Source organism: Nodosilinea sp. LEGE 06152 (assembly GCF_015207525.1).
In the GTDB taxonomy this organism is placed as follows: domain Bacteria; phylum Cyanobacteriota; class Cyanobacteriia; order Phormidesmidales; family Phormidesmidaceae; genus Nodosilinea.
In genome coordinates, this window is the sequence record NZ_JADEWR010000001.1 from 283,334 (window position 1) to 306,174 (window position 22,841).

Consider the following 22,841-nt stretch of genomic DNA (forward strand, 5'->3'; position numbering starts at 1 on the left):
ACTTAGTTGATGTGGGGCGTGGGGAAGGGGGTAGGCGAGGGGAGACTGGACCCTGTAGTGAGCTAGAGGGTTTAGGATGAAGGTGTCTAGGTTGGAGGCTGACTATGGCTGTGGCAACTCGGCTCAAAATTGGTGATGTGGCTAAGCAGACTGGCGTTGCGGTGGGGGCACTGCGCTACTACGAAAGCCTTGGCCTACTAAGCTCTGAGCGCGGCGACAACGGCTACCGCTATTACCCACCTGAGGCCGTACACCAGGTGCAGTTCATCAAAAAAGCCCAGGCGCTAGGCTTTTCTTTGGAAGATGTGGGGGATGTGCTCACTGTGCACCAGCGGGGGGATTTGCCCTGCGGGTTTGTGCGATCGCTGCTGCAGGACAAAATTCAGCAGCTGGAAGACCAGATCCAGCAGATGACGGCCTTTAAGGCCGACCTGGAGCAGTACCGCGATCGCTGGGCCGAGTCACAGCCGCGTCCGCAATCGGGGGATATTTGCCCGCTGATTGAAACGGTGCCGTTGACGGTCTAGGTCTGGGAGGCGATCGCGCTATAGGACCGGAACCCGTGAGCTAGAATAGGACACTGGATCAAGTCCCTGTAATCAAGATTTCTGCAATTTCAGGGATGCGATCATCCCTTTAGCTCTCATCAGCGGTTTCAACGCAGCACTAGGCACAGCATTTTAGCCATGGAAAGAATTGTAGTCGGGCTCTCCGGCGGTGTAGACAGTTCAGTAGCGGCGGCGACCCTGCACCAGCAGGGTTACGACGTGGTGGGCCTCACCCTGTGGCTGATGAAGGGTAAGGGCCAGTGCTGCTCAGAGGGCATGGTCGATGCGGCTAAGCTCTGCGAAGACTTGGGCATTCCTTACCACGTGGTCGATAGCCGCGAGGTGTTTGAGCGCGAAATTATTAATTACTTAGTTGAAGGCTATGGCAGCGGCATTACACCCCTGCCCTGCTCCCAGTGCAACCGGGCGGTGAAGTTTGGGCCAATGTTGCAGTACGCCAAAGAGGAATTGGGCGCAAATCGCATTGCCACGGGACACTACGCCCGCATCACCCAGAATGTCGAGACGGGCCGCTACGAGCTGCGCCGCGCCGTTGACCCGGCCAAAGATCAGTCCTACTTTCTCTACGACCTAACCCAAGATTTGCTGGCCGCCTGCGAGTTCCCGCTAGGCCACCAGACCAAGACCGAAACCCGCCGTATGGCCGCCGAGCTTGGCCTGCACACCGCCGCCAAGCCCGACAGCCAAGACCTGTGCTTGATCGAGCACCACGGCTCGATGCAGACCTTTTTGGACAAGTACCTGGCCCCCAAACCCGGCGATATCGTTGATACCGAAGGCCGCATTCTGGGTCAGCACACCGGCATTCACCACTACACCATTGGCCAGCGCAAAGGCCTGGGCATTGCCGCGCCCAACCCGCTCTACGTGGTGGGCTTTGACATGGGCAAAAACCACGTGATTGTGGCCGATCGCAGCGATGCCCACTGGCCTGACTGCACCGTGCAGCGGGTGAACTGGGTCTCAGTCGCCGCACCCCAGGAGCCCATGCCGGTATCGGTGCAGATTCGCTATCGCAGCGAGACGGTGGGAGCGACACTGGTACCCCTACCGGCTGGGGATGGCACGGGCGATCGCGTGCGAATTGTGTTCGACGAGCCGCAGTTTGGCGTTACCCCCGGTCAGGCAGCGGTGTGGTACGACGGCGACCGGGTGCTGGGCGGCGGGCTGATCGAGGCGGCGGCTGCCCTTGAGGCGGCTGCAACGACCTCTAATGCCCGTGTTTTAAGTCATTAAGCGATCGCCATGGCAGACATTACCAAAGACCAGCAGCACCCCCAGTACAAGACCGATCGCCAGGTGGTGAGCCAGCTTTTGGCAGGCGAAGCCAACGACTTGAACCTGGTCGAGCTGGCCCGGCTGATGATTCGCTACGACGGGTTTCCCGGTGCCCGCGACATTCAAACTGACCTTAAAAAAGCCCTGAGTCGTTGGCAGCTCACCGAAAGCGAGCTGTTCGAAAAAACCCGTGCCATTCACCAAGAGGGCGAGGTCTATAAAGGGCTAGGCCGAGGCCGCGAAGACTGGAGCTAGAGGTAAGGCAGAAGTCAGAGCTTCAGCTCTTGAGAAGAGTTAGATGTGGCAAAGTTAGGGAAATGCGGAACAACTCTATGACCCCATCCACCGCAACAGCACTTTGTACGTTTGAAGACTACCTTGCCTATGATGACGGCTCTGAGAATCGCTACGAGCTAGTTGATGGGGAGCTAGTTGCAATGTCACCGCCTGTTATGGAGCATTTTTTAATTGCCAAATTCCTAGAACAGGCATTAGATATCGAAATTAGGAGACTTCAGCGTCCTTGGCTATGTTTTCGTGAATCAGGTGTAAGGACTGGGCTGCGAAAATCACGGCTCACTGATGTGTCTGTGGTCACACTCGATCAGGCTCAAGAACTAAAAGGCAGATCGGTTGTTTTTTCAACTTCCCCCCTGCTGGTAATAGAAGTCGTTAGCCCCGATTCTGTTACCCGCGACTACCGCTACAAGCGCACCGAATACGCCGCACTGGAAATTCCTGAGTACTGGGTTGTTGACCCGCTGGAATCTAAGGTGACGGTGCTGGTCTTTAACGAGGGGCTTTACGACGAAACCGTATTTGTGGGGGATCAGGTACTGGTATCGCCCACCTTCCCAGAGCTGGCGTTGACGGTAGATCAGATCTTGGCGGCGGGGGAGTTACCTAGGGCGCAGGACTAGAAACCGGGTTTCTGTGGTGAGTCTAGTGTTGGCTGATCAACTGCTGCAAAGAAACCCGGTTTCTCTCCACTGCGAGCCTTATAGCCAGCGGTATACTAGCCTGCTATGAGTAGTCTTAAAGCCAATCGGGGTGCGGTCGCGGCGGGCCATGCCCTCACCGCCGAAGCCGGGGCCGAGATGCTGCGCCAGGGGGGCAATGCCTTTGATGCAGCGATCGCCGCTGCCTTTACCGCCTGCGTGGTGGAATCGTCGTTGACCTCCCTGGCGGGGGGCGGGTTTTTGCTAGCCCATACGGCGGTGGGCGAGAACCGGCTGTTCGATTTTTTTTGCCAAACGCCAAGGTCGAAGGGCCTGGGGCGATCGCTCGACTTCTACCCCATTCACGCCAACTTTGGCGACACCACCCAGGAGTTTCACATTGGTTTGGCGTCGATGGCGGTACCGGGGGCGATCGCCGGGCTGCTGCACGTTCACCAAAAGCTGGGGCGACTGCCCCTAGAGCAGGTGGTGGCCCCAGCCCAGCACTGGGCTACCCAGGGGTTCGAGGTCGATGCCTTTCGGGCCTACAGTTTTGAGATTCTAGCGCCTATTCTCACCGCGACCGCTGCCGCCAGGGCGATCTATGCGCCCCAGGGCGACTTGCTGAAGGCGGGCGATCGCCTCTACCTGCCCGACTTTGCGGCCTTTCTGCATGACTTGGTGCGCCACGGAGCCGGCTGGTTTTACCAGGGCGATCTGGCCCATGCGATCGCCCAAGACTGCCAGGCCCACGGCGGCTACCTGAGCCTAGAGGATCTGCAAACCTACAGGGTAATCGAGCGCGAACCCCTAAGCGTAGCCTACGGCGGCGACACGATTCTGACCAACCCGCCCCCCAGTTCTGGCGGCACGCTGATTGCCTTTGCGCTGCACCTGCTGGCAGAGGTAGCGCCAGCCTACACCCCCCACAGCAGCCCCCGCCACGTGGCCATTTTGCGAGAGGTCATGGGCTTGACCAACCTGGCCCGCCAGCAGGGTTACGACGCCCATCTCTACCGCCCCGATATCGCCGAGGAGTTTCTCGGCCCCGCCCACCTGGCTCCCTATCTAGAGCAGCTCCGGGCCACCCTCAGCCAGGGCGGCAGTCGGTGGGGCAGCACTACTCACATCAGCGCGATCGATGGCGAGGGCAACGCGGCCAGCCTCACCACCTCCAACGGCGAAGGCTCGGCGTACATCATCCCCGGTACCGGCATCATGATGAACAATATGCTGGGCGAAGAAGACCTCAGCCCCCAGGGCTTTCACCAGTGGCTGCCCAATCAGCGCATGTCGTCAATGATGGCCCCCACCATCGTGCTAAAAGACGGCAAACCCCACGTCGTGCTGGGCTCAGGCGGGTCTAACCGCATCCGTACCGCCATTTTGCAGGTGATATCCAACGTGCTCGACTTCGACATGGATATTGAAACCGCTGTAAATGCCCCCCGCCTGCACTGGGAGCGCGGGGCACTGCATTTAGAACCCGGCTACGACCGGGAGAAGATCGAATCTTCAGGCATTCCCTGCGATGACAGTTGCACTTGGTGGCAGAGCCACAGCATGTTCTTTGGCGGTGTCCATGCGGTAGCTGTTGGCCCGGATGGCGCTTTGTCGGGAGTGGGTGATGGGCGGCGGGGTGGAGCTTGTGTGGTGGTGGATGGKTAGATGGGTGATGGGGTAGATGGGTGGATGGGTGGATGGGTAGATGGGTAGGTGGGTTGGATTCTCTTGGGGTGTGGATGGGTTCAAAATTCAAAATTGAAAGTTCAAAATTTTGCACTTCTTAAAGGGTAGAAATGAGGAAATGCTCCCTGAGCGGAGTCGAAGGGAAGTTGAAGGATTGGTCCCTGAGCGGAGTCGAAGGGAGGTTAAAGGATTGGTCCCTAAGCGGTATCTGTCCCCCCTGGTTTTCTGAACTGGTTCACAATAAAAGGAGTATTGATTTTCTCTTAACCTATGGCCCCTTCGGCACCACCTAAAGCGCAACCCGCAGCGACACCTACGGCCCTATGGACTGCCGCGATCGCCCAGCCCGCCACAGAATTTGCCGCTACCGCGTTACCTGTATTAGACGGGCAACTGCCCGCCGACCTGCGCGGCACCCTCTACCGCAACGGCCCGGCTCGCCTGGAGCGGGGGGGAGTTCAATTCAACCACTGGTTTGATGGCGATGGGGCGGTGCTGCGGGTGCAGTTTGACGGGTCTACCGCTGTGGCCAACTATCGCTACGTGCGCTCTGCCGGGTTTGTGGAGGAGGAAGAGGCTGAACAATGCCTGTATCGAGGCTATGGCACGCTGCCGCCTGTTTCTATCTGGCAACGCTGGCAGACTCAAATGAAAAATGCTGCCAATACCTCGGTGCTGGCCCTGCCCGACCGCTTGCTAGCCCTGTGGGAAGGGGGCTTGCCCCACCGCCTCGATCTCGAAACCCTGGAGACCCTGGGGCCAGATAACCTGGACGGGCTCAGGCCCAGCGATACCTTTACGGCCCACCCCAAGCGCCACCCTCGCACGGGTAAGATCTTCAGCTTTGGCACCATACCGGGGGGCAACGCTACCCTCAAGCTCTACCGCCTTAGTGCTACCGGAGTCGTAGAGAAAACTGGCACTATTCCCCTCAGCGGCATTCCCCTGATTCACGACTTTGTGCTGGCCGATCGCTACCTGGTGTTTTGTGTGTCGCCCGTGCGCCTTAGCCCGCTACCTGCTCTGTTTGCTCTGTCTAGCTTTAGCGATGCGCTGCAGTGGCAGCCCCAGCAGGGCACCCAAATTATTGTGGTCGATGCGGATAGTCTGGAGCCGATCGCCCTGGAAGCTGCAGACCCCTGGTACCAGTGGCACTTTGGCCACAGTTATCTCGACTTTGACGGCTCGGTTGTGTTCGATGTGGTGCGCTACCCCGACTTTGCCACCAACCGGTACCTAAAAGAAGTCGCCTCTGGCCACATGACTACGCCCGCCGAGGCTCAGCTCTGGCAGTATCGTACGGACCCCAAAACTGCGAGAATTCTCGATCAGCAGTGCATAATCGACCGCCACTGCGAGTTTCCGATCGCAATCGGTCAAGACGAGACGGCCATCACCTACCTCAATGTGCACCGCGAAGAGACGGCCCCGCTCAGCGAGCTGTTTAGTGCGATCGCCCGCTTTGACCCCAAAACTGGCCTCACCATCGCCGATGCTGGCGCAGGCTGCTACCCCTCCGAACCCATTCCGGTAGAAAACGCCGCTAACCCTCAGCAGCCCTGGGTGCTCACCGTGGTCTACAACGGCCACCACCACCGCAGCGAGGTGTGGGTTTACGAGGGTCAAGACCTGGAGAGGGGGCCGGTCTGCCGCCTGGAGCTACCTGGCGTAGTACCCCCCAGCTTCCACGGCACCTGGGTGAATATGTAAGTTCCGACAATTCCCTATTCAGGGGTTCCCGCTTTGGAGCGAGATTGAGGGAAGCAGTTTCTCGGCGCAGTCGGGACAGTAGTTTCTAAAATTCCAGGCGATCTTTCCAGTAGTCCGGATCGCGACGGCAACTCATAATTGCGGCAATCACGATGCGATCGGAATAGACACGGTACAAGATGGCATAGGAAAACTTGGGTGTTATAGCCATCGCCAGGACAGTTAGGACATGCCAGAGCTTCTGGAGCGATGGCTATACGCCAGTTCGCCGCCCCAGTTTTCGCCAATGGCGGTTACTGATGTCCTAAGCTAACTGGCCACCGCTATAAATAACGGCGAATTTGTCCTTCAATGATGGGCCAGCGCTCAGGTGCGCCAACAATGCGAAAAATAGATGTTTCAATGGTGTTGATAAAGTCTTGATGATTGTTGTATTGGGCAAAGAACTGCACCGCCTCGGCATATTCTTGCAGGGCGGCTGGATGGAACTCATATTTCATAGATCCATAAGCTGTCGGATTTGGGCCAGGGCCACTTCTCCGGGGATAGCTTGGACTGTGCCGTTTTCAATTTCGGCCAGGCGCTTTTGAGCTTGCTGCACGCCCTCACGCAGCACGTCCTGATCCAGTTGTTCTGCCATGCTCTCTACCAGCTTTTCCAACAGAATCGTTTTGTCGGCATCGGGTAAGGCCGTGGCTTCGGCGATGAGTTGGTCTAGGGTCAGCATGGGTGGGTGTTCCTCTCAGAAACTGGTCTGATGCTAGCATTTGGCACTAAGCAGTCATCTTGGGGCGATCGCCCGCTTCGATCCCAAAACTGGCCTCACCGTCGCCGATGCTGGCGCAGGCTGCTACCCCTCCGAACCCATTCCGGTGGAAAACGCCGCTAACCCTCAGCAGCCCTGGGTGCTAACGGTGGTCTACAACGGCCACCACCACCGCAGTGAGGTGTGGGTTTACGAGGGGCACGACCTGAAGAAAGGGCCAGTCTGCCGCCTGGAGCTGCCTAGCGTGGTTCCCCCCAGCTTCCACGGCACCTGGATGAGTGTGTAAGGTGGGTGAGGTTAGGAGCTGGGTACCCAGGTGCGTAGGACTCGTCCTGGGATGGATTGTCCCAACCAGGGGGTATTGGCTGAGAGCGATCGCAGGGTCGCTGGGCTGACCGTCCAACTTTCTGCTGGGTCAAACAGAATCATCTCGGCGGGCCGCTGGGGCTGAATGGTGGGCGGCGTTTGGTCCCAGCAAGCGGCAGGATTTGTGCTCAGCGCCTGAATCAACGTCAGCGGTGACCAGTCGCCGTTTGTTACGAAGGTATCCCACAAAATCCCCAGGGCCAGCTCCAGGCCGATCGCACCGGGGGGTGCAGAGGGAAAGCCCACAGTTTTGTCTTCGTAGGTGTGTGGGGTGTGGTCGATCGCGATCGCATCCACAACCCCCGCCTTCACACCCTCAATCAGCGCTGCCTGGTCTTCGGGGTTACCCAACGGCGGCGACAGGCGCAGGTTAGGGTCGTAGCCACCCAGATCCTTCGCGCTAAACAGCAGGTGCATCCAGGTGGTGCTGGCGGTGACGGGTAACCCACGTTCTTTGGCCTGCTGCACCAGCTCTACGCCGCGTGCGGTGGAAATTCGCATCAGGTGCACGGGAGTGCCGACTTCAGCAACGGATTCCAGCAACGCCGCCAGGGCAGCGGTCTCAGAGCTGACCGGGTCGCCGACTAGACCGTAGATGAGCGAAAAGGGGCCTTCGCGAGCCACCCCGCTGTCTCGGAGGGTGCGATCGCAGCTCCACAGCGCCACCGGCTTACCCAGGGGCTTTAGGTACTGCAACAAGCGTTGGGTTAGTAACGGATTTTCAATGGCTCGACCGTCGGCAAAGCCTGCGATCGGTGACTCAGACAACTCCACCAATTCGGTCATCTGCTGGCCCTGAGTTGCCTGGGTGAGCGCACCCCAGGGGTAGAGGTGCGGCAGGGATGGATTGGCCAGGGCCAGGGCTTCTCGCCGCAACCGCAGTTTCTCCACCATCGCCGGGTTATCGATCGCAGGCTCGGTATCAGGCAAAATGCCCAGCCGGGTAAAGCCGCCCGCCTGTCCAGCGGCTAGCAACGATTCCAGGGTTTCTCTCGGCTCGTGGCCCGGCTCACCCGAGTGGCTGTAGAGATCGACCAGGCCGGGCAGCAGGATTTTTCCCTGCCCCGTGATCATCTCGGCACTGGCGGGAATAACGGTGATTGACGAGGCTATCTCTGTCACCACCCCGTCCTGCACCAACACATCGACCACCTGATCCGTTTGTGTAACTGCATCCAGCACCCGCACCTGCTGGATCAGCTGCGCCCCAGTTGATTGAACCTCCGTCACAGTGCCCCCGCTGCGGTTTTGTCGAGCACGCTGCCCGACAGGTGAATAGTGATATTAGCCGTCACTAGCACCGGGGCGCTATCGATGCCATCGGGGTAGTCGATCACACTCACGGCTCCATTGCCTTGCTTAAAGCGCCAAAACGACTCTGGCCCCAGACCCAGCACGTGGCACAGCAGCGCTTTATTCACCGCATCGTGGGCCACCACCAGTACCGTTTGCACCGTGTCGCCGCCGCTGTGAGCCGCCACAATTTCTTTCCAGGCCGCGATCGATCGCAGCCATACCTGCTCCAGGTTCTCGCCCCCCGGCATCTGCACAGTTTCGGGCTGGTTCTGCCACTGCTCCAGCATGCCGGGGTAATTGGTTTCGATCTCCGACTCGTACAGCCCTTCCCATTCGCCGTGGCTGATTTCCTGCAGCTCGTTGACCGAGTGCAGCGTCAGCCCAGCGTGGTGCTGAAGAATGATTTCCGCCGTTTCCTTGGGCCGGGCCATAAAGCTGGTGTAGGCCGCATCGATGGTTACAGGTTTGAGAAAGTCTGCCGCCTTGGCACCCTGGGCACGGCCGTTGTCGTTGAGAGGCACATCGATTTGGCCCTGAAACCGGCCCTGGCGGTTCCATTCGGTTTCGCCATGGCGTACCAGCAGCATGCGAGGCCCCCGGTGGCCTCGCCGCATGTCAGGCAGCGGCGCGCCCATGTGGCTGGTCAGGTTCATGGCTTCGACCTGCACTGGGCTGCCCCAGCCGCCAGCAGAATTGAGCACGCTGATGTTGCAGTTGGCCTGGTTGAGGCTGTTAAAGCGCTCTGGCCCCAGCCCAATGGCGGTGCTAATCAGTGCCCGGTTGATGGCGCTGTGGGCGACGATCAAAAGGGTTTGGCCCTGGTGCGCCGCCAGCAGTTCTTGCCAGAACCGGGCAGCCTGTTGATACAGCTCACGAATGGGGTAAAACTCTGCCGTAGAGCCATCGGACTGGGGCACCGCCATAACAAAGTTGGCCGGGTCGGTGCGCCACTGCTCAAAAGCCTGGGGGTATTGTGTTTCGGCATCGCTAAAGGGCATGCCCTCCCACAGGGGCAGGCTGATTTCTTTGAGGTTGTCGGTAAAGTTGGGGGCGGTTAGGGCCGGGGTGCCCTTTTGCAGCTCGGCGGTGATAATTTCGGCGGTTTTGCGGGCGCGCTTGAGAGGGCTGGCCCACACCGCATCAAAGGAAATGCCAGCCAGCGCCTGACCCACCTGAAGCGCCTGGGCTTCCCCACTGGGGGTAAGCTCTGACTCGTCGCAGTGGCCTTGAATACGCTTTTGCTGGTTGTAGGTGCTCTGCCCGTGACGGACGATAATTACGCGGGTTTTCAGGGGTCTGTCCTCTCAGTTGCTCAACCAACGTCAGATTTTACCCTGTTGGGGAGACCCGCCGCAGCCATGCTGGTCACTGGGGGCACGCTACCGCTGTCGCCACTGGCCAGGGGTGATGCCCAGCAAGCGCTTAAAGTGGCGATTCAGATGGCTTTGGTTGGCAAAGCCTGTCTGGTAAGCCACATTGGCGATGGTTAGCTCTGGTCGCGCCAGCAGCGCTTTGGCCTGCTCAACCCGGCAGCGAATGACGTACTGGTGCGGCGCAAACCCGGTGGATTGTTTGAACAGTTGAGCGAAGTAGTGAGCGCTCATGCCCGCGAGGGTGGCCAGCGTATCCAGGCTGAGGTCGGTGTCTAGGTGGCTGTGAATGTAGTCAATCACCCGTCGCAGCTTTGGCTGAGATAGACCATCGCTATAAGTCGTCAGCTGAGGCTTGCGGGTGGCATAGGTTTGCAACAGGTGCACCGCCAGAGTGGTTGTAATCGATTCGGCGTAGAGGCGGTTTTGAGTGCCCGTTTGCAACAGCCGCCGCAGGGCCAGACCCAGCTGTAGCACCAGCAAATCTTGGGTGGAAAAGTGGGGTACCAGCTCGAAGGTGGTGCCATCGGCAGCGTCGTCGAGCGATCGCCCCAGGGCAGCCGGGTCAAACACCAGGCTCATAAACTCGCCGGGCACGTTCCACCGCGATCGCTGCCCCACCCCGGCTGGCAGCACCAAAATGTCGCCCGGATGCACCCGCTCTAGCTTGAACTGGCCATCAATAGAGCGCTCAGCCACCGCCGTATCGGGCAGTTGGGTAAACAGCACCACGGCATGCCAGGGGGTGGCGACTTCGGCGGGGGTTTCCCCCGGCGGCTCCCAGCGGCAGTCGACGTAGGTACCGCGCCAGCAAAAATCTCCGGTAGATAGCAGCGGCGGTGCCGTAAACACGGCGTCTACCTGGTCTGGGGTGGAAAGCAGTTGAGGGGCCATGCTGTAGCTCGATGGGTACACGCTAACCCGGACAAGTCCAGCTTATCCCAATATCTTGAAGGCGGTTCTAAAAGTACTGTTGGGCAGGGGTTTCAGGTATATGGTTTAAGGCCTGCCGTGCACCTGGCACCTTGTACCCCACCAGTCTTTCACCTTTGGTTTAACAGATTATCTACAGCCTATCAAAGCCGTTGAGCTAGGGCGATCGCCAGCGGGCTCAGCAGCAGCGCGGGCAAAAACGAAGCCACCCGCACCTGACCAATCTCCAGCAAGTTTAGACCAAGACCTAAAATCATCAATCCACCCGTTCCGGTAATCAGCAAAACATGGGGGCTGGTGGTGGGGTCTGGAATGATCGCCCCAGAGACACTGGCCAGCAGCGACAGCCCCCCCTGCACCACCAGTACACTCAGGGCCGAAAAGCCAACGCCAACGCCGTAGGTGCCGGTCAGGGCGATCGCAGCCAGCCCGTCCATCGTCGCCTTTAGGGTAAGCAGGGTATTGTCGCCGGTCAGGCCGTTGTTGAGGCTGCCCACAATGGCCATTGGGCCAATGCAAAACAGCAGGCTGGCCGCCACAAACCCCTCGGTAAAGCGCCCACCGCCCCGCACCCTGGCCTTGAGCCAGTCGCCCAGCACCGACAGGCGCTTCTCGATCTGCCACCATTCGCCCAGCAGCCCACCCGCCGCCAGCACCAGCAGCGCCAGAATAATGCCGTCTATGGGGCCAGCGTCGATCGCCGACAGGCCAGTAGCCATCGTCACGCCAATCACTATGGTCATCAACCCCACAGCCTGGGTAATAATCTGCTGCATCGATTTGGGCAAGCGGCTGCGCAGCATCAGGCCCAGAGCTGTGCCCAGCAAAACGGTGGCTACGTTGATCCAGGTGCCGCTGGTGGTTGCCCACAGGTTGAGCATATTAGAGTCCTCATGACGAACTAAATGACGAACTAAATAAAATGCAAAATTCAAAGTTCAAAATTTTGCATTTTGAACTTTGAACCCATCCTCACCCCACAAACATCAACTCCACCCACTCGCCCACCCGCCTACCCATCCGCCCTTCCACCCCTCCTCCATCCACGTTATTCTCCAAACAGACCTATTTCCCCTGGAGACTATCATGGCAGTGCCAGTTAGCCTGATTCGCGCCCAGTCTTACCATCGGGCTGAGCTAGCGCGATCGCTCACCTATGTCCTAGAGCCGCTGGGGGGCATGGCAGCCTTTGTCAAACCCGGCGATCGCGTGCTGCTCAAGCCCAATCTGCTGACCGGTTCTCGCCCTGCCAAAGAATGCACGACCCGGCCTGAGCTAGTCTATGCTGTGGCCCAGCAGGTGCAGGCTGCTGGCGGCAAACCCTTTTTGGGCGACAGCCCCGCCTTTGGCAGCGCCTACGGGGTGGCCAAGGCCAACGGTTTGCTGCCCCTGGCCCAGGACCTCGACCTGCCCATCGTGGAGCTGCACGGTCATCGCTACCCTACAGATAACCCTGGGTTTGACCACCTGCGGGTTTCCAAAGAAGCGATGGAGGCTGATGTGGTGATCAACCTGCCCAAGGTTAAATCCCATGTGCAGCTGACCCTGACCCTGGGGGTGAAGAACCTATTTGGCTGCGTACCCGGCAAAATGAAGGCCTGGTGGCACATGGAGGCGGGTAAAGACGTGCAGCGCTTTGGCACCATGCTGGTTGAAACCGCTCGCCTGATTGCCCCCGAGCTAACCATTGTGGATGGCATTGTGGGTCACGAGGGCAATGGCCCCAGCGGTGGTGAACCTAGGGATTTGGGGGTTCTAGGGGCTTCTAGCAACGTGTTTGCCCTTGATCGCGCCATGGTGGAGCTCTTAGGGGTCGATCCACTCGCGGTGCCCACCGTAGCTCAGTCGCTGCGGCTGGGAGCCTGCCCAGCCTGGGACGAGATCGCTTTTCCGCTGCTTACCCCCAACGACCTGCACGTGGCCGACTGGCAGCTACCTGCCGAACTCATGCCCATCGACTTTGGCCTGCCTCGGGTGGTGCGCTCGACCTTCAAACACCTCTATATTCGCTTCATTAAAGAGCCTGTAACCGCCTACGCCGGACGGCTCTAGCCGCATCTTCGTTTAAACCCCGTAGATTCGCGCGCATTTGTGTAGGGGCATTGCATGCAATGCCCCTACGTCACCTGCTTCTCTGGCTCACCTATTCGGTCGGCGTAACCCGGACCAGGCGGCTGGCTCCGGTGGCAGGCTGACCCTGGCGAGCGAGAATGGTTTGCTCTAGCACCTCGGCAGCGCGCAGATACTGAGCATCGGCCTCGGTGCCCAGCAGGGCAGGGTTGCTAAACAGCTCGCGGCGCTGGCGATCGCTTAGGTCAACCGTTACATCGGGGGTAATGCCCCGGCTGCTGATGTCGGTGCCGTTGGGGGTGTAGTAGTGGGCCACAGTAACGGTAAGGCCAGAGCCATCGGTGAGGCCGTGGAGCGACTGCACCAGGGCTTTGCCATAGGTGGTATTGCCCACTACGGTGGCGCGATTATTATCGCGCAGGGCTCCGGTCAAAATTTCGCTAGAGCTAGCCGATCGCCCGTCTACCAGCACCGTGAGCGGCAGATCGGTCAGCGCGGTGCGGTTGGCCGAAATCGCATTGTCGTTGCCGCTGCGATCGAGGGTGCGCACAATGGGGCCGTGCTGCAGCCACATGCGGCCAATGTCGATGCTAGCCAGCAGCAGCCCGCCGGGGTTGCCGCGCAGATCGAGCACAAACCCTTCAACCCCAGCATCGCTCAAACTACGAATGGCCCCGGCCATCTGCTCGGCGGCGTGGGCGTTGAACTCAATCAGGCGAATGTAGCCAATGGGGCGACCGCCCACCGTTTTTTGGGAGTACTCAACGGTGGGCAGATCCATGAGGGCGCGGGTCAAAATAACGGTGCGTGGCTCACCGCCGCCGCGAGAGATGGTCAGGGTTACTTGAGACCCCTCGTTGCCCCGCAGCTGTTGCAGCACGCCCTCAGCGGTGAGGCGCTCGGTGCTCTGGCCGTCGACCAGCAAAATGCGATCGCCCGTTACAATTCCCGACTGCTCCGCCGGTGAACCGGGAGCCACGCTGGTCACCAGCACCGCCCCAGTTTGACTACTGCGTTCCAGCCGCACCCCAATGCCCGAGATCTCCCCAGAGGTTTGCTCGGTCAGCTCGGCGTACTCGACCGGTGACAGAAAGCGGGTATAGGGGTCGTCGAGCCGCCGCAGCGCTGTTCGCAGTGCGCTATAGGCGGCATCTTTAGAGGTGTACTCCCGGCCCAGCAGGTCTTGGCGCACGGCCTGCCAGTCAACCTGGTTAAAGCTGTTGTCGACATACTCCCGATTGATAATCTGCCAGGCTTCATCAATGACAACCTTAGGACTGTCTTCATACTCCGTCAGTGGTGTGGCGGCTAAGGTCACCTCTGCCGCTACGGTGGCTAAAGCCAGAGGCGCTAGGGCCAGTGCGGAGGGTTGTAGCAAAGATAGAAGCTTGGAGAAAGGGGAAGTTGACATCGTAGGAATACCAGCCTGGACAGGGGAGGGAGGCAAGTCGAAGGCCATGGGCACCGGCCAATCTTGACCTTATTGTGACCGATGCTCTATTGCTTTGGACAGATACAGAGACTACTTTTGGTGATTTTAGGCTTTTCTTTAGTTCAGCTGGGTAAAGAAGGCCAATTTTCAAACTGGCCCCTCTGTGGCTGGTCTAGAGTCGCCCAATCAAATGCGCAGGCTCACCCAATGGCTCCCGCACCTGCTCCTCCTAACCCCCCTTAGGCTCAAACGCTCTGGCAGGCGGACAGCCTTAAGCGGCTTCAAATTTCAACCAAAATTCTCAGGACACCGGCGTTGCCGCGATTGACCATCAACTAGCCTAGGGGCTGTAACGGCTAGTTGATGGCAGCCCCCGGCGCTTTTAGGCCCGGTTGGTAGCGTTGATTTCATCCAAAATGGCCTGTGCTCCTTCCGTTCGCAGGTGTTGGGCTAGCTCAGTTCCTAGCGCCTCTGCTGAGGCCGTCGGCCCCTGCACGGTGTTCTTGATCACCCGCTGACCATCGAGGCTAGCCACCAGCCCGGTTAGGGTCAGGGTGTCGCCCTCCAGGGTTGTATTGACACCGATAGGTACTTGGCAGCCACCCTCTAGCTCCCGCAAAAAGGCTCGTTCGGCCAGGCAGCGGGCGGTGGTGGGCGCGTCGGAGAGCACGCTCAGCAGCTTGAGAATTTCGGCGTCGCCGGTGCGGCACTCAATGCCTAAAGCCCCTTGCCCTACAGCGTGGAGAGAAATATCGGCAGGCAAAATTTCGTGGATGCGATCGCCCATATCCATGCGCTGTAGGCCCGCCACCGCCAGAATGATGCCGTCGTAGCCGCCCTCGTCCAGCTTGCGCAGGCGGGTGTTGAGGTTGCCACGAATGTCTTTAAAGGTGAGGTGGGGGTAGTGGTGGCGCAGCTGGGCCAGCCGCCGCAGCGATGAGGTGCCGATCACCGCGCCCTCGGGCAGGGTGGCCAAGGTTTTGTTTTTATTCTTTTCGTGTACGACCAGGGCATCGGCGGGGTCTTCCCGCTCGGTGATGCAGCCTAGCATCAGCCCCTCGGGCAGGCGGGTGGGCAAGTCTTTGAGCGAGTGCACGGCAAAGTCGCTGTCGCCCCGCAGCATGGTGTCTTCTAGTTCCTGGGTAAACAGGCCCTTGTCGCCAATTTTGGAGAGCGACACGTCGAGCACCTTGTCGCCCTGGGTCTCCATGGTGACAATTTCGAAGGCGAGATCGGGAAAATGCCGCTGGAGTTCATCCCGCACCCAGTGAGTTTGAATCAGCGCCAGCTGGCTCTTGCGAGACACGATCCGAACGGTGCGCTGGGGGGTCGAGACAGTCGGGGATGCGGTGGAGTGCATAGTCTGAAACGAGCTTGCAAAGGGTTTAGGAATGGCTCTAGCCAAGACGGTTTAACCGCCGTCGAATCTCCAGGGTACAGGATGGCGGCTACCTCTATGGTGGGCCTCCTAGAGATGTTAAGGGGTTGTCACATTCGGGCACGGGCGGCGTTTATGATAGGTGGGCAGCTTGGGAAAGATCGTTGCCCCGTCAGTTCTTTAAACACCGATTTTGGTTCAGGAAAGAAAGGCTACAGCGCCCCCTACAGCACTTAACGGTGCCGCTGGCGCTGGCGATCGCCCTCACCCTAGGCACTGCACCTCGGGCCTTGGGGCAGGCCCTGCCGCCCTCGGTTCGCTTTCCCTTTTTAGCCGACCCGCTGCAAGACAACCCCCTTGACCCGCTGCTGCCCCGGCCCATCGTGTCGCGCCCCCTCAGCCCCCTGGAACTCTACGCCGTAGAGCAGGATCTGGACCGGCTGGCGCTAGAGGCCGAGGCCCTGGCCGAGGCGGGGAATTTGGACGTGGCCCGTGACATTTGGCGACGCGAGATTCGCCTGCGCCGTCTGCTGGGGGTTGAGCGCGAGCTGGCCGCTATCGACCGGGTGGGCGAGTGGCTGCGCGACAGCACCGCCACCCAAGACCTGCAGCTCTACGCCTTGCGGCTCGACGAAATTCGCGCCGACCTGGTGCTGCCACAAGATCGCGAGCTGCTGGAGCGTCTGGCCGATACCTACGTGGTGCTGGGTGCGATCGATGCCGCCGCCGACATTCGCCGCGAGCTGGCCGATGCGACCCGCCTTGCCGGGGGGGAAGCCGACTACCGCCGCCAGCTCGAAATTTTGGCGGCCCTGCGAGCCGACTGGTTTTACTTTCCAGAGGCGGCTGAGGCCTACGGTGAGCTGGTGACGCTGAACCAGGTGGAGCTTAACCCCGACGACGAACGGCGCTACCTGATCCTCCAGGCCGAGAATCTGGAGCAGGCCCAGGATTTTGCGGGTGCGATCGCCCTGCAGCAGCGCCTGCTAGTTCTTTACCAGAGCGACGAGAACCTGTGGCCGCAAATTGCCCCGCTGCAGCAGCGAGTTGCCCAAAATTACCTCGCCCTGGGTGATGTGGCCACCGCCGCGCGCCAGTACCAGGTCGCTTACACCAACGCTATTGACTTGGATCAGTTGGAGGTCGCTACCAACGCCATCAATGACCTGGCCGATGTCTATAAAGGTCTGGGCCGCTGGGCCGATGTGGGCTACCTCTACGAACAGCTACTGGTGGTTGCCCAGCAATCCAACAGCGCCTTTACAATGATGGTCGCCTACGACGAGCTGGGCCAGGTGCATGAGCAATTGGGGACGACCTCCTCGGCCCTGGCCGCCTACCGGGAAGGGCTCGTGCTGGCGCGGGTGCTGGGCACTCGCCAGGCCTACTTTGAAGCTCAAATTGCCCGTTTAACCGAAGGTGCAACCTGATGGTGATTGAATGGCTGACCTTTGCGGTCGACCCCCAAAACCGTGAAACCTTTATTCGCTTAGACAACGACATCTGGACGGCGGCCCTGAGTCAGTATCCCGGCTTTATTTCAAAGGAAGTGTGGATCTCGCCCGATTTGCACGATCAGGTGGTGTTTATGGTGCGCTGGCAAACCCGCGAGCAGTGGAAGTCAATTCCCCAGGCTGAGCTCGACGCTGTGGAGCGACGGTTTGACGAGGCGGTTGAGTTTGATTACCGCATGATTGACGCCCGCGAGTACCAGGTGCGGCGCTATCCTAGCCCCCGCTAGTCGGGGCATTTCTATTGAGTGGCGATCGCCGGATATCGCCTTGCCCTAAACCTTTGTCCTCTATGGCCTACAGCTAGACTACGTGAAAGGTTTCTGGCTATCTACTTAGCTCCGAATCATATACGGCAGGGTTTCAGCGCTCTGGCAGAACGTTGTCTGAATAGTGCAGCACAAGGTCTCAAAACGTGGTCAAAAATGTTTATTACAGCAAAATTGCTGATATTTATGATCAGACTCGCTGGTTGACAGAACCAATTGCTGAGGATGTTGCCGATTTTATTCTTACCCTGGTCAAGGCAAATTCTGAAACTACCTTTTTAGAACCTGGTATAGGCACTGGGTTAAACGTGCTTCCTTTAGTCAGACGTGGCTATTCTGTAACTGGCATTGATGTTTCTCAGGAAATGCTGAACCAGTTTCGTCAAAAGCTGCATTCAATTCCTCCGAATTTGAAACTTATTCATGGGGATGCCTCACAACTGCCTTTTGTGGACGCCAGCTTTGACGTTGTGCTAACTGTTCACATGCTCCATGCTGTTTCCAATTTAGGAATATTTTTAGATGAGATCGACCGTATCCTAAAACCAGCAGGCTTTTACCTGAATGCTCAATGGATTACCCCACCGGCACGGCTGGAATTCGAACAGCATTTCAAAACTATTTTGTCAAAGTATCAAGAGCCACAATCCTCACAACGGCCACATAGAGTAATTAACGAAATTAATATAGAGGGGTATTTACGCAATAAAGGGTATCAGTGTAATTATTTGATAGCTAAGGAATGGGAGGTCACCAACCAGATCCAAGAATTGCTCAGTTTTTACAGGTCACGGGCATACGGGTTATGTTGGCTCGCTTCAGATGAAGCATTTCATCTTGCAATAGAAGAGTTTGAAGCACTCTGTCATGACCATTACGGTCCATTGGAGGTGGAGTTGTCATCCCAAGCACGATTTGAAATATGGGCATACACGGCCAGCTAACACTTCACAGCAGCGGACTGCTGAAAGCCGCTTGTGTTTGTTCTAGGTTCTCTGCCGCCACTACGTTTTGCCGTTATCCTGCTCACGTTATCAGTGAAGACATAGCGACTTCACCTATCCCTATGCTTGACCCTATTCAGGCGCTGGCGCAATGCGTTCGCAAAGAGCTGCTGCCAGAGCTGCACCTCGAAAGCATTGATCCCTACAACCCGGTAGTAGTTCATCGGGTGCCGATGCCCTGGCGCTGTTTGGGGGCAGGCAACTACGCTGCGGTGTTTCTGCACCCCGACTATCCCGAACAGGTAGTGAAGGTGTACGCTCCGGGTCGCCCCGGCATTGAAGCCGAGGTTGAGGTCTACCGGCGACTGGCCGACCATCCGGCGTTTTCGCGGTGCTACGTCAGCGAAGCGCCGTTTTTAGTGCTCAAGCGCCTGCACGGGGTAACGCTGTACGACTGTCTCCACCGGGGCATTGCCATTCCGCCCCAGGTGATTCGTGACATCGATGCTGCCCTCGATTATGTGCGCAGTCGGGGCCTGTTTCCCCACGACGTGCACGGCCGCAACGTGATGCAGTACGAAGGGCGTGGCCTGGTGGTAGATGTGTCTGATTTCCTAAATTCTGAGCCCTGCCGGGCCTGGCAGGATGTGAAACGCGCCTACTGGTGGATTTATCGCCCCGTGTTTCTGCCCCTGGGCCTGCCAATACCCTACGCGCTGCTGGACGGGGTGCGGGCCGGGTACCGGCTGTTTCGTCGACTGACGGGTGGTGTGCTGCGCTAGCATACGGCCATAGTCGTTGAATGTATGGCGCTGCCCCGTTGCTATGCTGTCGTGCCCCCGCTGTCAGGCCACCCTCGAACCCACTGCGCTTCAGTGCCCCCGCTGTAGCCTGCCGCTTAAGGCTCACGGGCATCCGGGCATACCGCTGCACCGCACCGAGGGCGACGAGCCGCTGTGCGCCACCTGCCTCTACGACGCCGACGACACCTGCAACTTTCCCCAGCGCCCCCACGCCGAAACCTGTACCCTCTACCGCTCTATTAAGGCAGCTGAGGAGTTGGCAATGCCCCCACTATCGCTAGGTGAGCAAATCGGCTTTTGGCTCAGGAATCATCGTGGGGTGGTGGGGTTGCTAGGGCTACTGTTGCTGAGCCTGGTCGTGGTGCTGGTAAGCTAGGGCCTGTCATCAATTAACTGCTGATGCCCGAGAATCAGCGGTTACAGCCCCTAGCCTGTCTGTTGGGTCGGGCGTGGCAACGCTAATGGGGTAAGGACTGTAGCGAGAATTTATGGCACGCCCTAAACCACCGGCTCCAGGGCGAAGAAATCTGAGAAAATTTTCTCGCTAACAATGTTGAGGCGGGTTTGTAGGTTGTCGAGAAACTCGTGCAGCCCCTGCTGGGTAATTTCCTCGATGGTGAGGTAGTCGAGTTCGGAGCGCAGGCGGCCCAGGGCGCGATCGCTACCTGTGCGCCAGGTGCCCGCTGGGGTGCCCGAGATGCAGTGCAGCGATCGCTCGGCCTCCAGCAAACAAAACTGAATCGATCGCGGAAACTCCCGATTGAGAATCAAAAACTCAGTCACGCCTTTGGGCGTAATCCGGTACTGGCACTTGCGGTACATCTCGTAGGCGCTGGCCGACTTCAGCAGGGCAATCCACTGTAGGTCATCGAGCGGCGAACCGACATCGGTGACCGAGGGCAGCAAAATGTAGTACTTCACGTCGAGAATGCGAGCGGTTTTGTCGGCCCGCTCCAGCAGCCGCCCCAGCTGGCCAAAGTGCCAGCCCTCGGTGTGGGCCATAGTTGCATCCATCACCCCAGCAAACAAGTGGCTGGCCATTTTGACTTCGGGGAAAAAATTGTGCAGCTCCGACAGCAGGCCCACATCTGCCGCCTCGTTCACCATCAGGTAAAACGAATTCACCTGCTCCCACATTTCTGAAGAAATCACCTCGCGTACCGATCGCGCATTCTCCCGTGCTGAGCGCAGACAGGAAATAATCGAGTTCGGGTACTCGCGATCGAAGGTCAAAAACCTCAGAATGTTCTCGGCTGTCGCTTCGTCATAGCGCGCCTGAAACACGGCCTGATCGCCCGTCGTTCTCACCAACGGCTCCCACTGCTGCTCCATGCCCGGGGGTGCGTCTAGCAGCAGATTCAGGTTGACGTCCACAAAGCGGGCCACATTTTCGGCCCGCTCGACGTAGCGGTTGAGCCAGTAGATAGAGTCGGCAACGCGGCTGAGCATAGTGGTAAAGGAGTGGATGGGTAGATGGGTGGGAGGGTAGGAGAGTGGATGGGTAGGAGAGTGGATGGGTGGGAGGGTAAATAAAAAATTGTGAGAGTAGAGATAGTAGTAACTCTTAACTCATCTACCCATCCACCCATCCACCCCCTCTCTATCCTGGAATCGGCAACTGGGCGTTAGGATCAACCGACTTCACCACCCAGGTGTCTTTGCTGCCGCCGCCCTGGGATGAGTTGACCACCAGCGAGCCGCGTTTGAGGGCAACGCGGGTGAGGCCGCCGGGGTTGACGTAGATATCTTGCCCGTAGAGGATATAGGGCCGCAGATCGACGTGGCAACCCTCGAAGGTGTCTTCAATCAGGGTGGGCACCCGCGATAGACAGAGGGTGGGTTGGGCGATGTATCCCCTGGGGTCGGCACGAATGCGATCGCCAAATTCAGCCCGCTGCTCCTCAGTGGCGTGGGGGCCGACCAGCATGCCGTAGCCGCCGGAGGCGTTGGTGGCCTTCACCACTAGCTGATCGAGGTTGGCCAGCACGTGGGCCTGCTGGGTCTCGTCTTCGCACAGGTAGGTGGGCACGTTGGGGATGATTTGGTCTTCGTCGAGGTAGTAGCGAATCATTTGAGGCACGTAGGCATAGACCAGCTTGTCGTCGGCGACGCCGGTACCCAGAGCATTGGCGAGCGCCACGCGCCCCGCCCGGTACACCTCCATTAGCCCCGGCACCCCCAGCAGCGAGTCGGGCCGAAAGGCCAGCGGGTCAATAAAGTCGTCATCGATGCGGCGATACATCACATCAACCCGCTCCAAACCTTTGGTGGTGCGCATTTTCAGGTAGCCGTCTGAGACCACCAGGTCGCGCCCTTCTACCAGTTCGGCCCCCATTTGCTGGGCCAAAAACGAGTGCTCAAAGTAGGCGGAGTTGTACATGCCCGGCGTCAGCACCGCTACCCGAGGGTTGATCAGGGTTTCGGGCACCAGGTTGAGCAGGGTTTCGAGCAGCTGGCTGGCGTAGTCATCTACCGCCGCAATATCCATGGCGGCAAACAGGTGCGGAAAAGTGTTCTTCATCACCCGCCGATTCTCGAGCACGTAGGAGACGCCCGATGGGCAGCGCATGTTGTCTTCGAGCACGTACCAGCGCCCGTCTTTGTCGCGCACCAGGTCGGTGCCAGTAATGTGGCACCAAATGTTGTTGGGTGGGTTCAGCCCCATGCAGGGTTTCAGAAAGCCCGGTGCCGACTCGACCACGTGGCGCGGGATGACGCCATCTTTGAGAATTTTTTGGTCGTTGTAAACGTCGTGAATGAAGCAGTTGATCGCATAGATGCGCTGCTTGAGGCCCTTTTCAATCCAGGTCCACTCGTGGCCGGGCACAATGCGCGGAATGACATCAAAGGGAAAAATTCGCTCGGTGCCCTGGTCGTCGCTGTAGACGTTGAAGGTGACCCCCAGCTTGAACAACGTGTTTTGCACGGCCTTCTGCCGCTGCTGTAGCTCCACCAGCGACATAGCGTTAACCCGCCGCACCAGCAGTTCGGCCTCGGGTCGGGGTTGGCCGGAGCTAACAAACAATTCATCAAAAAAATCGCCGGGGTCGTAGGCGTCAAATAGCACCGAGAGTCTCCCAAACTACAGGGCTTGCGGTATCAACGCTATAGCGAGAGCACCGTAGGCTGATCATTACCGGGGAGAGCCGCTCTAAAGCTGTAGTTTTCGATACAAACTGAGTGCTTCCCCACTCAGGCTTCCTTTTCTGTCACCGTAGCGATTGAGGTTTGCTCGGCGATCGCACTAAGCCTAGCGTCGCCGGGGCAGACTGTTTTCTGTGGTCAAAAGCTTTGTTTTTCTGTACTAATGCGCTCGTTTTTCAATAGCTAGTCAAAGTTGATGCAGAAGCGCTACTTGGGCTAGCCCAATCGCTATATTTATGGCGCTAAAAATATCGGGTTTTAAGGTTGCAAGCCACCCTCAAACCCGATATTTAAACCAAATCTAAATTTTAGAAATGAAGTCTTGCCGGTGGGAAAACTCCAGATCCTAAGCTGGACTTGGTGTAAAACCTAAAA

Annotated in this window: 22 protein-coding genes and 1 pseudogene; 13 read left to right on the forward strand and 10 right to left on the reverse strand. The window is 58.5% G+C overall.

Annotation, left to right across the window (positions count from 1 at the left end):
* Positions 1–104: 104 nt before the first annotated feature.
* The 6 genes from IQ265_RS01295 to IQ265_RS01320 all read left to right on the forward strand — a co-directional run bounded on the left by IQ265_RS01295 (position 105) and on the right by IQ265_RS01320 (position 6,184).
* Positions 105–527 carry a heavy metal-responsive transcriptional regulator gene (locus IQ265_RS01295; protein ID WP_194050403.1) on the forward strand — a complete coding sequence of 141 codons (423 nt, stop codon included), beginning with the start codon at positions 105–107 and terminating at the stop codon, positions 525–527.
* Between the two features lie 159 nt (positions 528–686).
* Entirely contained in the window at positions 687–1,805 is a 1,119-nt protein-coding gene (mnmA, locus tag IQ265_RS01300; protein WP_194050404.1) for a tRNA 2-thiouridine(34) synthase MnmA, read from the forward strand.
* 9 nt (positions 1,806–1,814) lie between these two features.
* Entirely contained in the window at positions 1,815–2,102 is a 288-nt protein-coding gene (locus IQ265_RS01305; RefSeq protein ID WP_194050405.1) for a DUF3288 family protein, read from the forward strand.
* Positions 2,103–2,179: 77 nt separating this feature from the next.
* Positions 2,180–2,767: a Uma2 family endonuclease gene (locus IQ265_RS01310; RefSeq protein ID WP_194050406.1), complete on the forward strand. Its 588-nt coding sequence runs from the start codon at positions 2,180–2,182 to the stop codon at positions 2,765–2,767.
* A 105-nt stretch (positions 2,768–2,872) separates the two neighbouring features.
* Positions 2,873–4,453, forward strand: a complete 1,581-nt coding sequence (gene ggt / locus IQ265_RS01315) for a gamma-glutamyltransferase (RefSeq protein WP_194050407.1) — start codon at positions 2,873–2,875, stop codon at positions 4,451–4,453.
* 291 nt (positions 4,454–4,744) lie between these two features.
* Positions 4,745–6,184, forward strand: a complete 1,440-nt coding sequence (locus IQ265_RS01320) for a carotenoid oxygenase family protein (RefSeq protein WP_194050408.1) — start codon at positions 4,745–4,747, stop codon at positions 6,182–6,184.
* A 323-nt stretch (positions 6,185–6,507) separates the two neighbouring features.
* Here IQ265_RS01320 and IQ265_RS01325 read toward each other — a convergent pair whose 3' ends face one another.
* Positions 6,508–6,684, reverse strand: a complete 177-nt coding sequence (locus IQ265_RS01325) for a hypothetical protein (protein WP_228037456.1) — start codon at positions 6,682–6,684, stop codon at positions 6,508–6,510.
* Positions 6,681–6,911, reverse strand: a complete 231-nt coding sequence (locus IQ265_RS01330) for an addiction module protein (RefSeq protein ID WP_194050409.1) — start codon at positions 6,909–6,911, stop codon at positions 6,681–6,683. The genes IQ265_RS01325 and IQ265_RS01330 overlap by 4 nt, the downstream gene beginning before the upstream one ends.
* Before the next feature lie 58 nt (positions 6,912–6,969).
* Between IQ265_RS01330 and IQ265_RS01335 the strand changes: the two are divergent.
* Positions 6,970–7,236: pseudogene (locus IQ265_RS01335) on the forward strand (carotenoid oxygenase family protein); the annotation flags it as partial.
* A gap of 11 nt (positions 7,237–7,247) precedes the next feature.
* Here IQ265_RS01335 and IQ265_RS01340 read toward each other — a convergent pair.
* The 4 genes from IQ265_RS01340 to IQ265_RS01355 form a co-directional block, all read right to left on the reverse strand.
* Positions 7,248–8,546, reverse strand: a complete 1,299-nt coding sequence (locus IQ265_RS01340) for a dihydroorotase (RefSeq protein WP_194050410.1) — start codon at positions 8,544–8,546, stop codon at positions 7,248–7,250.
* A complete protein-coding gene (locus IQ265_RS01345; protein ID WP_194050622.1) occupies positions 8,543–9,904 on the reverse strand; it encodes a histidine phosphatase family protein in 1,362 nt (453 codons plus the stop codon). The genes IQ265_RS01340 and IQ265_RS01345 overlap by 4 nt, the downstream gene beginning before the upstream one ends.
* A gap of 87 nt (positions 9,905–9,991) precedes the next feature.
* Entirely contained in the window at positions 9,992–10,876 is an 885-nt protein-coding gene (locus IQ265_RS01350; protein WP_194050411.1) for an AraC family transcriptional regulator, read from the reverse strand.
* A gap of 182 nt (positions 10,877–11,058) precedes the next feature.
* Entirely contained in the window at positions 11,059–11,796 is a 738-nt protein-coding gene (locus tag IQ265_RS01355; RefSeq protein ID WP_194050412.1) for a DUF554 domain-containing protein, read from the reverse strand.
* Positions 11,797–12,001: 205 nt separating this feature from the next.
* On the opposite strand from IQ265_RS01355, the gene IQ265_RS01360 reads away from it, so the two are divergent.
* Entirely contained in the window at positions 12,002–12,967 is a 966-nt protein-coding gene (locus tag IQ265_RS01360) for a DUF362 domain-containing protein (RefSeq protein ID WP_194050413.1), read from the forward strand.
* A 91-nt stretch (positions 12,968–13,058) separates the two neighbouring features.
* Here the strand turns inward: IQ265_RS01360 and IQ265_RS01365 are convergent, their stop codons facing one another.
* On the reverse strand, positions 13,059–14,363 hold the full coding sequence (locus IQ265_RS01365) for a S41 family peptidase (protein ID WP_228037458.1): 1,305 nt from the start codon (positions 14,361–14,363) through the stop codon (positions 13,059–13,061).
* 436 nt (positions 14,364–14,799) lie between these two features.
* Positions 14,800–15,777 carry a hydroxymethylbilane synthase gene (hemC, locus tag IQ265_RS01370; RefSeq protein ID WP_194050415.1) on the reverse strand — a complete coding sequence of 326 codons (978 nt, stop codon included), beginning with the start codon at positions 15,775–15,777 and terminating at the stop codon, positions 14,800–14,802.
* A gap of 257 nt (positions 15,778–16,034) precedes the next feature.
* Here hemC and IQ265_RS01375 point away from each other — a divergent pair, with 257 nt between their 5' ends.
* The 5 genes from IQ265_RS01375 to IQ265_RS01395 all read left to right on the forward strand — a co-directional run bounded on the left by IQ265_RS01375 (position 16,035) and on the right by IQ265_RS01395 (position 19,698).
* Positions 16,035–17,225: a hypothetical protein gene (locus tag IQ265_RS01375; RefSeq protein WP_194050416.1), complete on the forward strand. Its 1,191-nt coding sequence runs from the start codon at positions 16,035–16,037 to the stop codon at positions 17,223–17,225.
* On the forward strand, positions 17,225–17,536 hold the full coding sequence (locus IQ265_RS01380) for a TIGR03792 family protein (protein ID WP_194050417.1): 312 nt from the start codon (positions 17,225–17,227) through the stop codon (positions 17,534–17,536). The genes IQ265_RS01375 and IQ265_RS01380 overlap by 1 nt, the downstream gene beginning before the upstream one ends.
* Before the next feature lie 185 nt (positions 17,537–17,721).
* Positions 17,722–18,519 carry a class I SAM-dependent methyltransferase gene (locus IQ265_RS01385; RefSeq protein WP_194050418.1) on the forward strand — a complete coding sequence of 266 codons (798 nt, stop codon included), beginning with the start codon at positions 17,722–17,724 and terminating at the stop codon, positions 18,517–18,519.
* A 122-nt stretch (positions 18,520–18,641) separates the two neighbouring features.
* On the forward strand, positions 18,642–19,301 hold the full coding sequence (locus IQ265_RS01390; RefSeq protein WP_194050419.1) for a serine/threonine protein kinase: 660 nt from the start codon (positions 18,642–18,644) through the stop codon (positions 19,299–19,301).
* Positions 19,302–19,344: 43 nt separating this feature from the next.
* Positions 19,345–19,698 carry a hypothetical protein gene (locus IQ265_RS01395; protein WP_194050420.1) on the forward strand — a complete coding sequence of 118 codons (354 nt, stop codon included), beginning with the start codon at positions 19,345–19,347 and terminating at the stop codon, positions 19,696–19,698.
* 122 nt (positions 19,699–19,820) lie between these two features.
* On the opposite strand, the gene IQ265_RS01400 is transcribed toward IQ265_RS01395, so the two are convergent.
* Together IQ265_RS01400 and IQ265_RS01405 are read right to left on the reverse strand one after the other, a co-directional pair.
* Entirely contained in the window at positions 19,821–20,771 is a 951-nt protein-coding gene (locus IQ265_RS01400; RefSeq protein WP_194050421.1) for an alpha-E domain-containing protein, read from the reverse strand.
* A 151-nt stretch (positions 20,772–20,922) separates the two neighbouring features.
* Positions 20,923–22,389 (reverse strand): circularly permuted type 2 ATP-grasp protein, encoded by a 1,467-nt coding sequence (locus IQ265_RS01405; protein ID WP_194050422.1) that lies wholly within the window; start codon positions 22,387–22,389, stop codon positions 20,923–20,925.
* Positions 22,390–22,841: the final 452 nt, after the last annotated feature.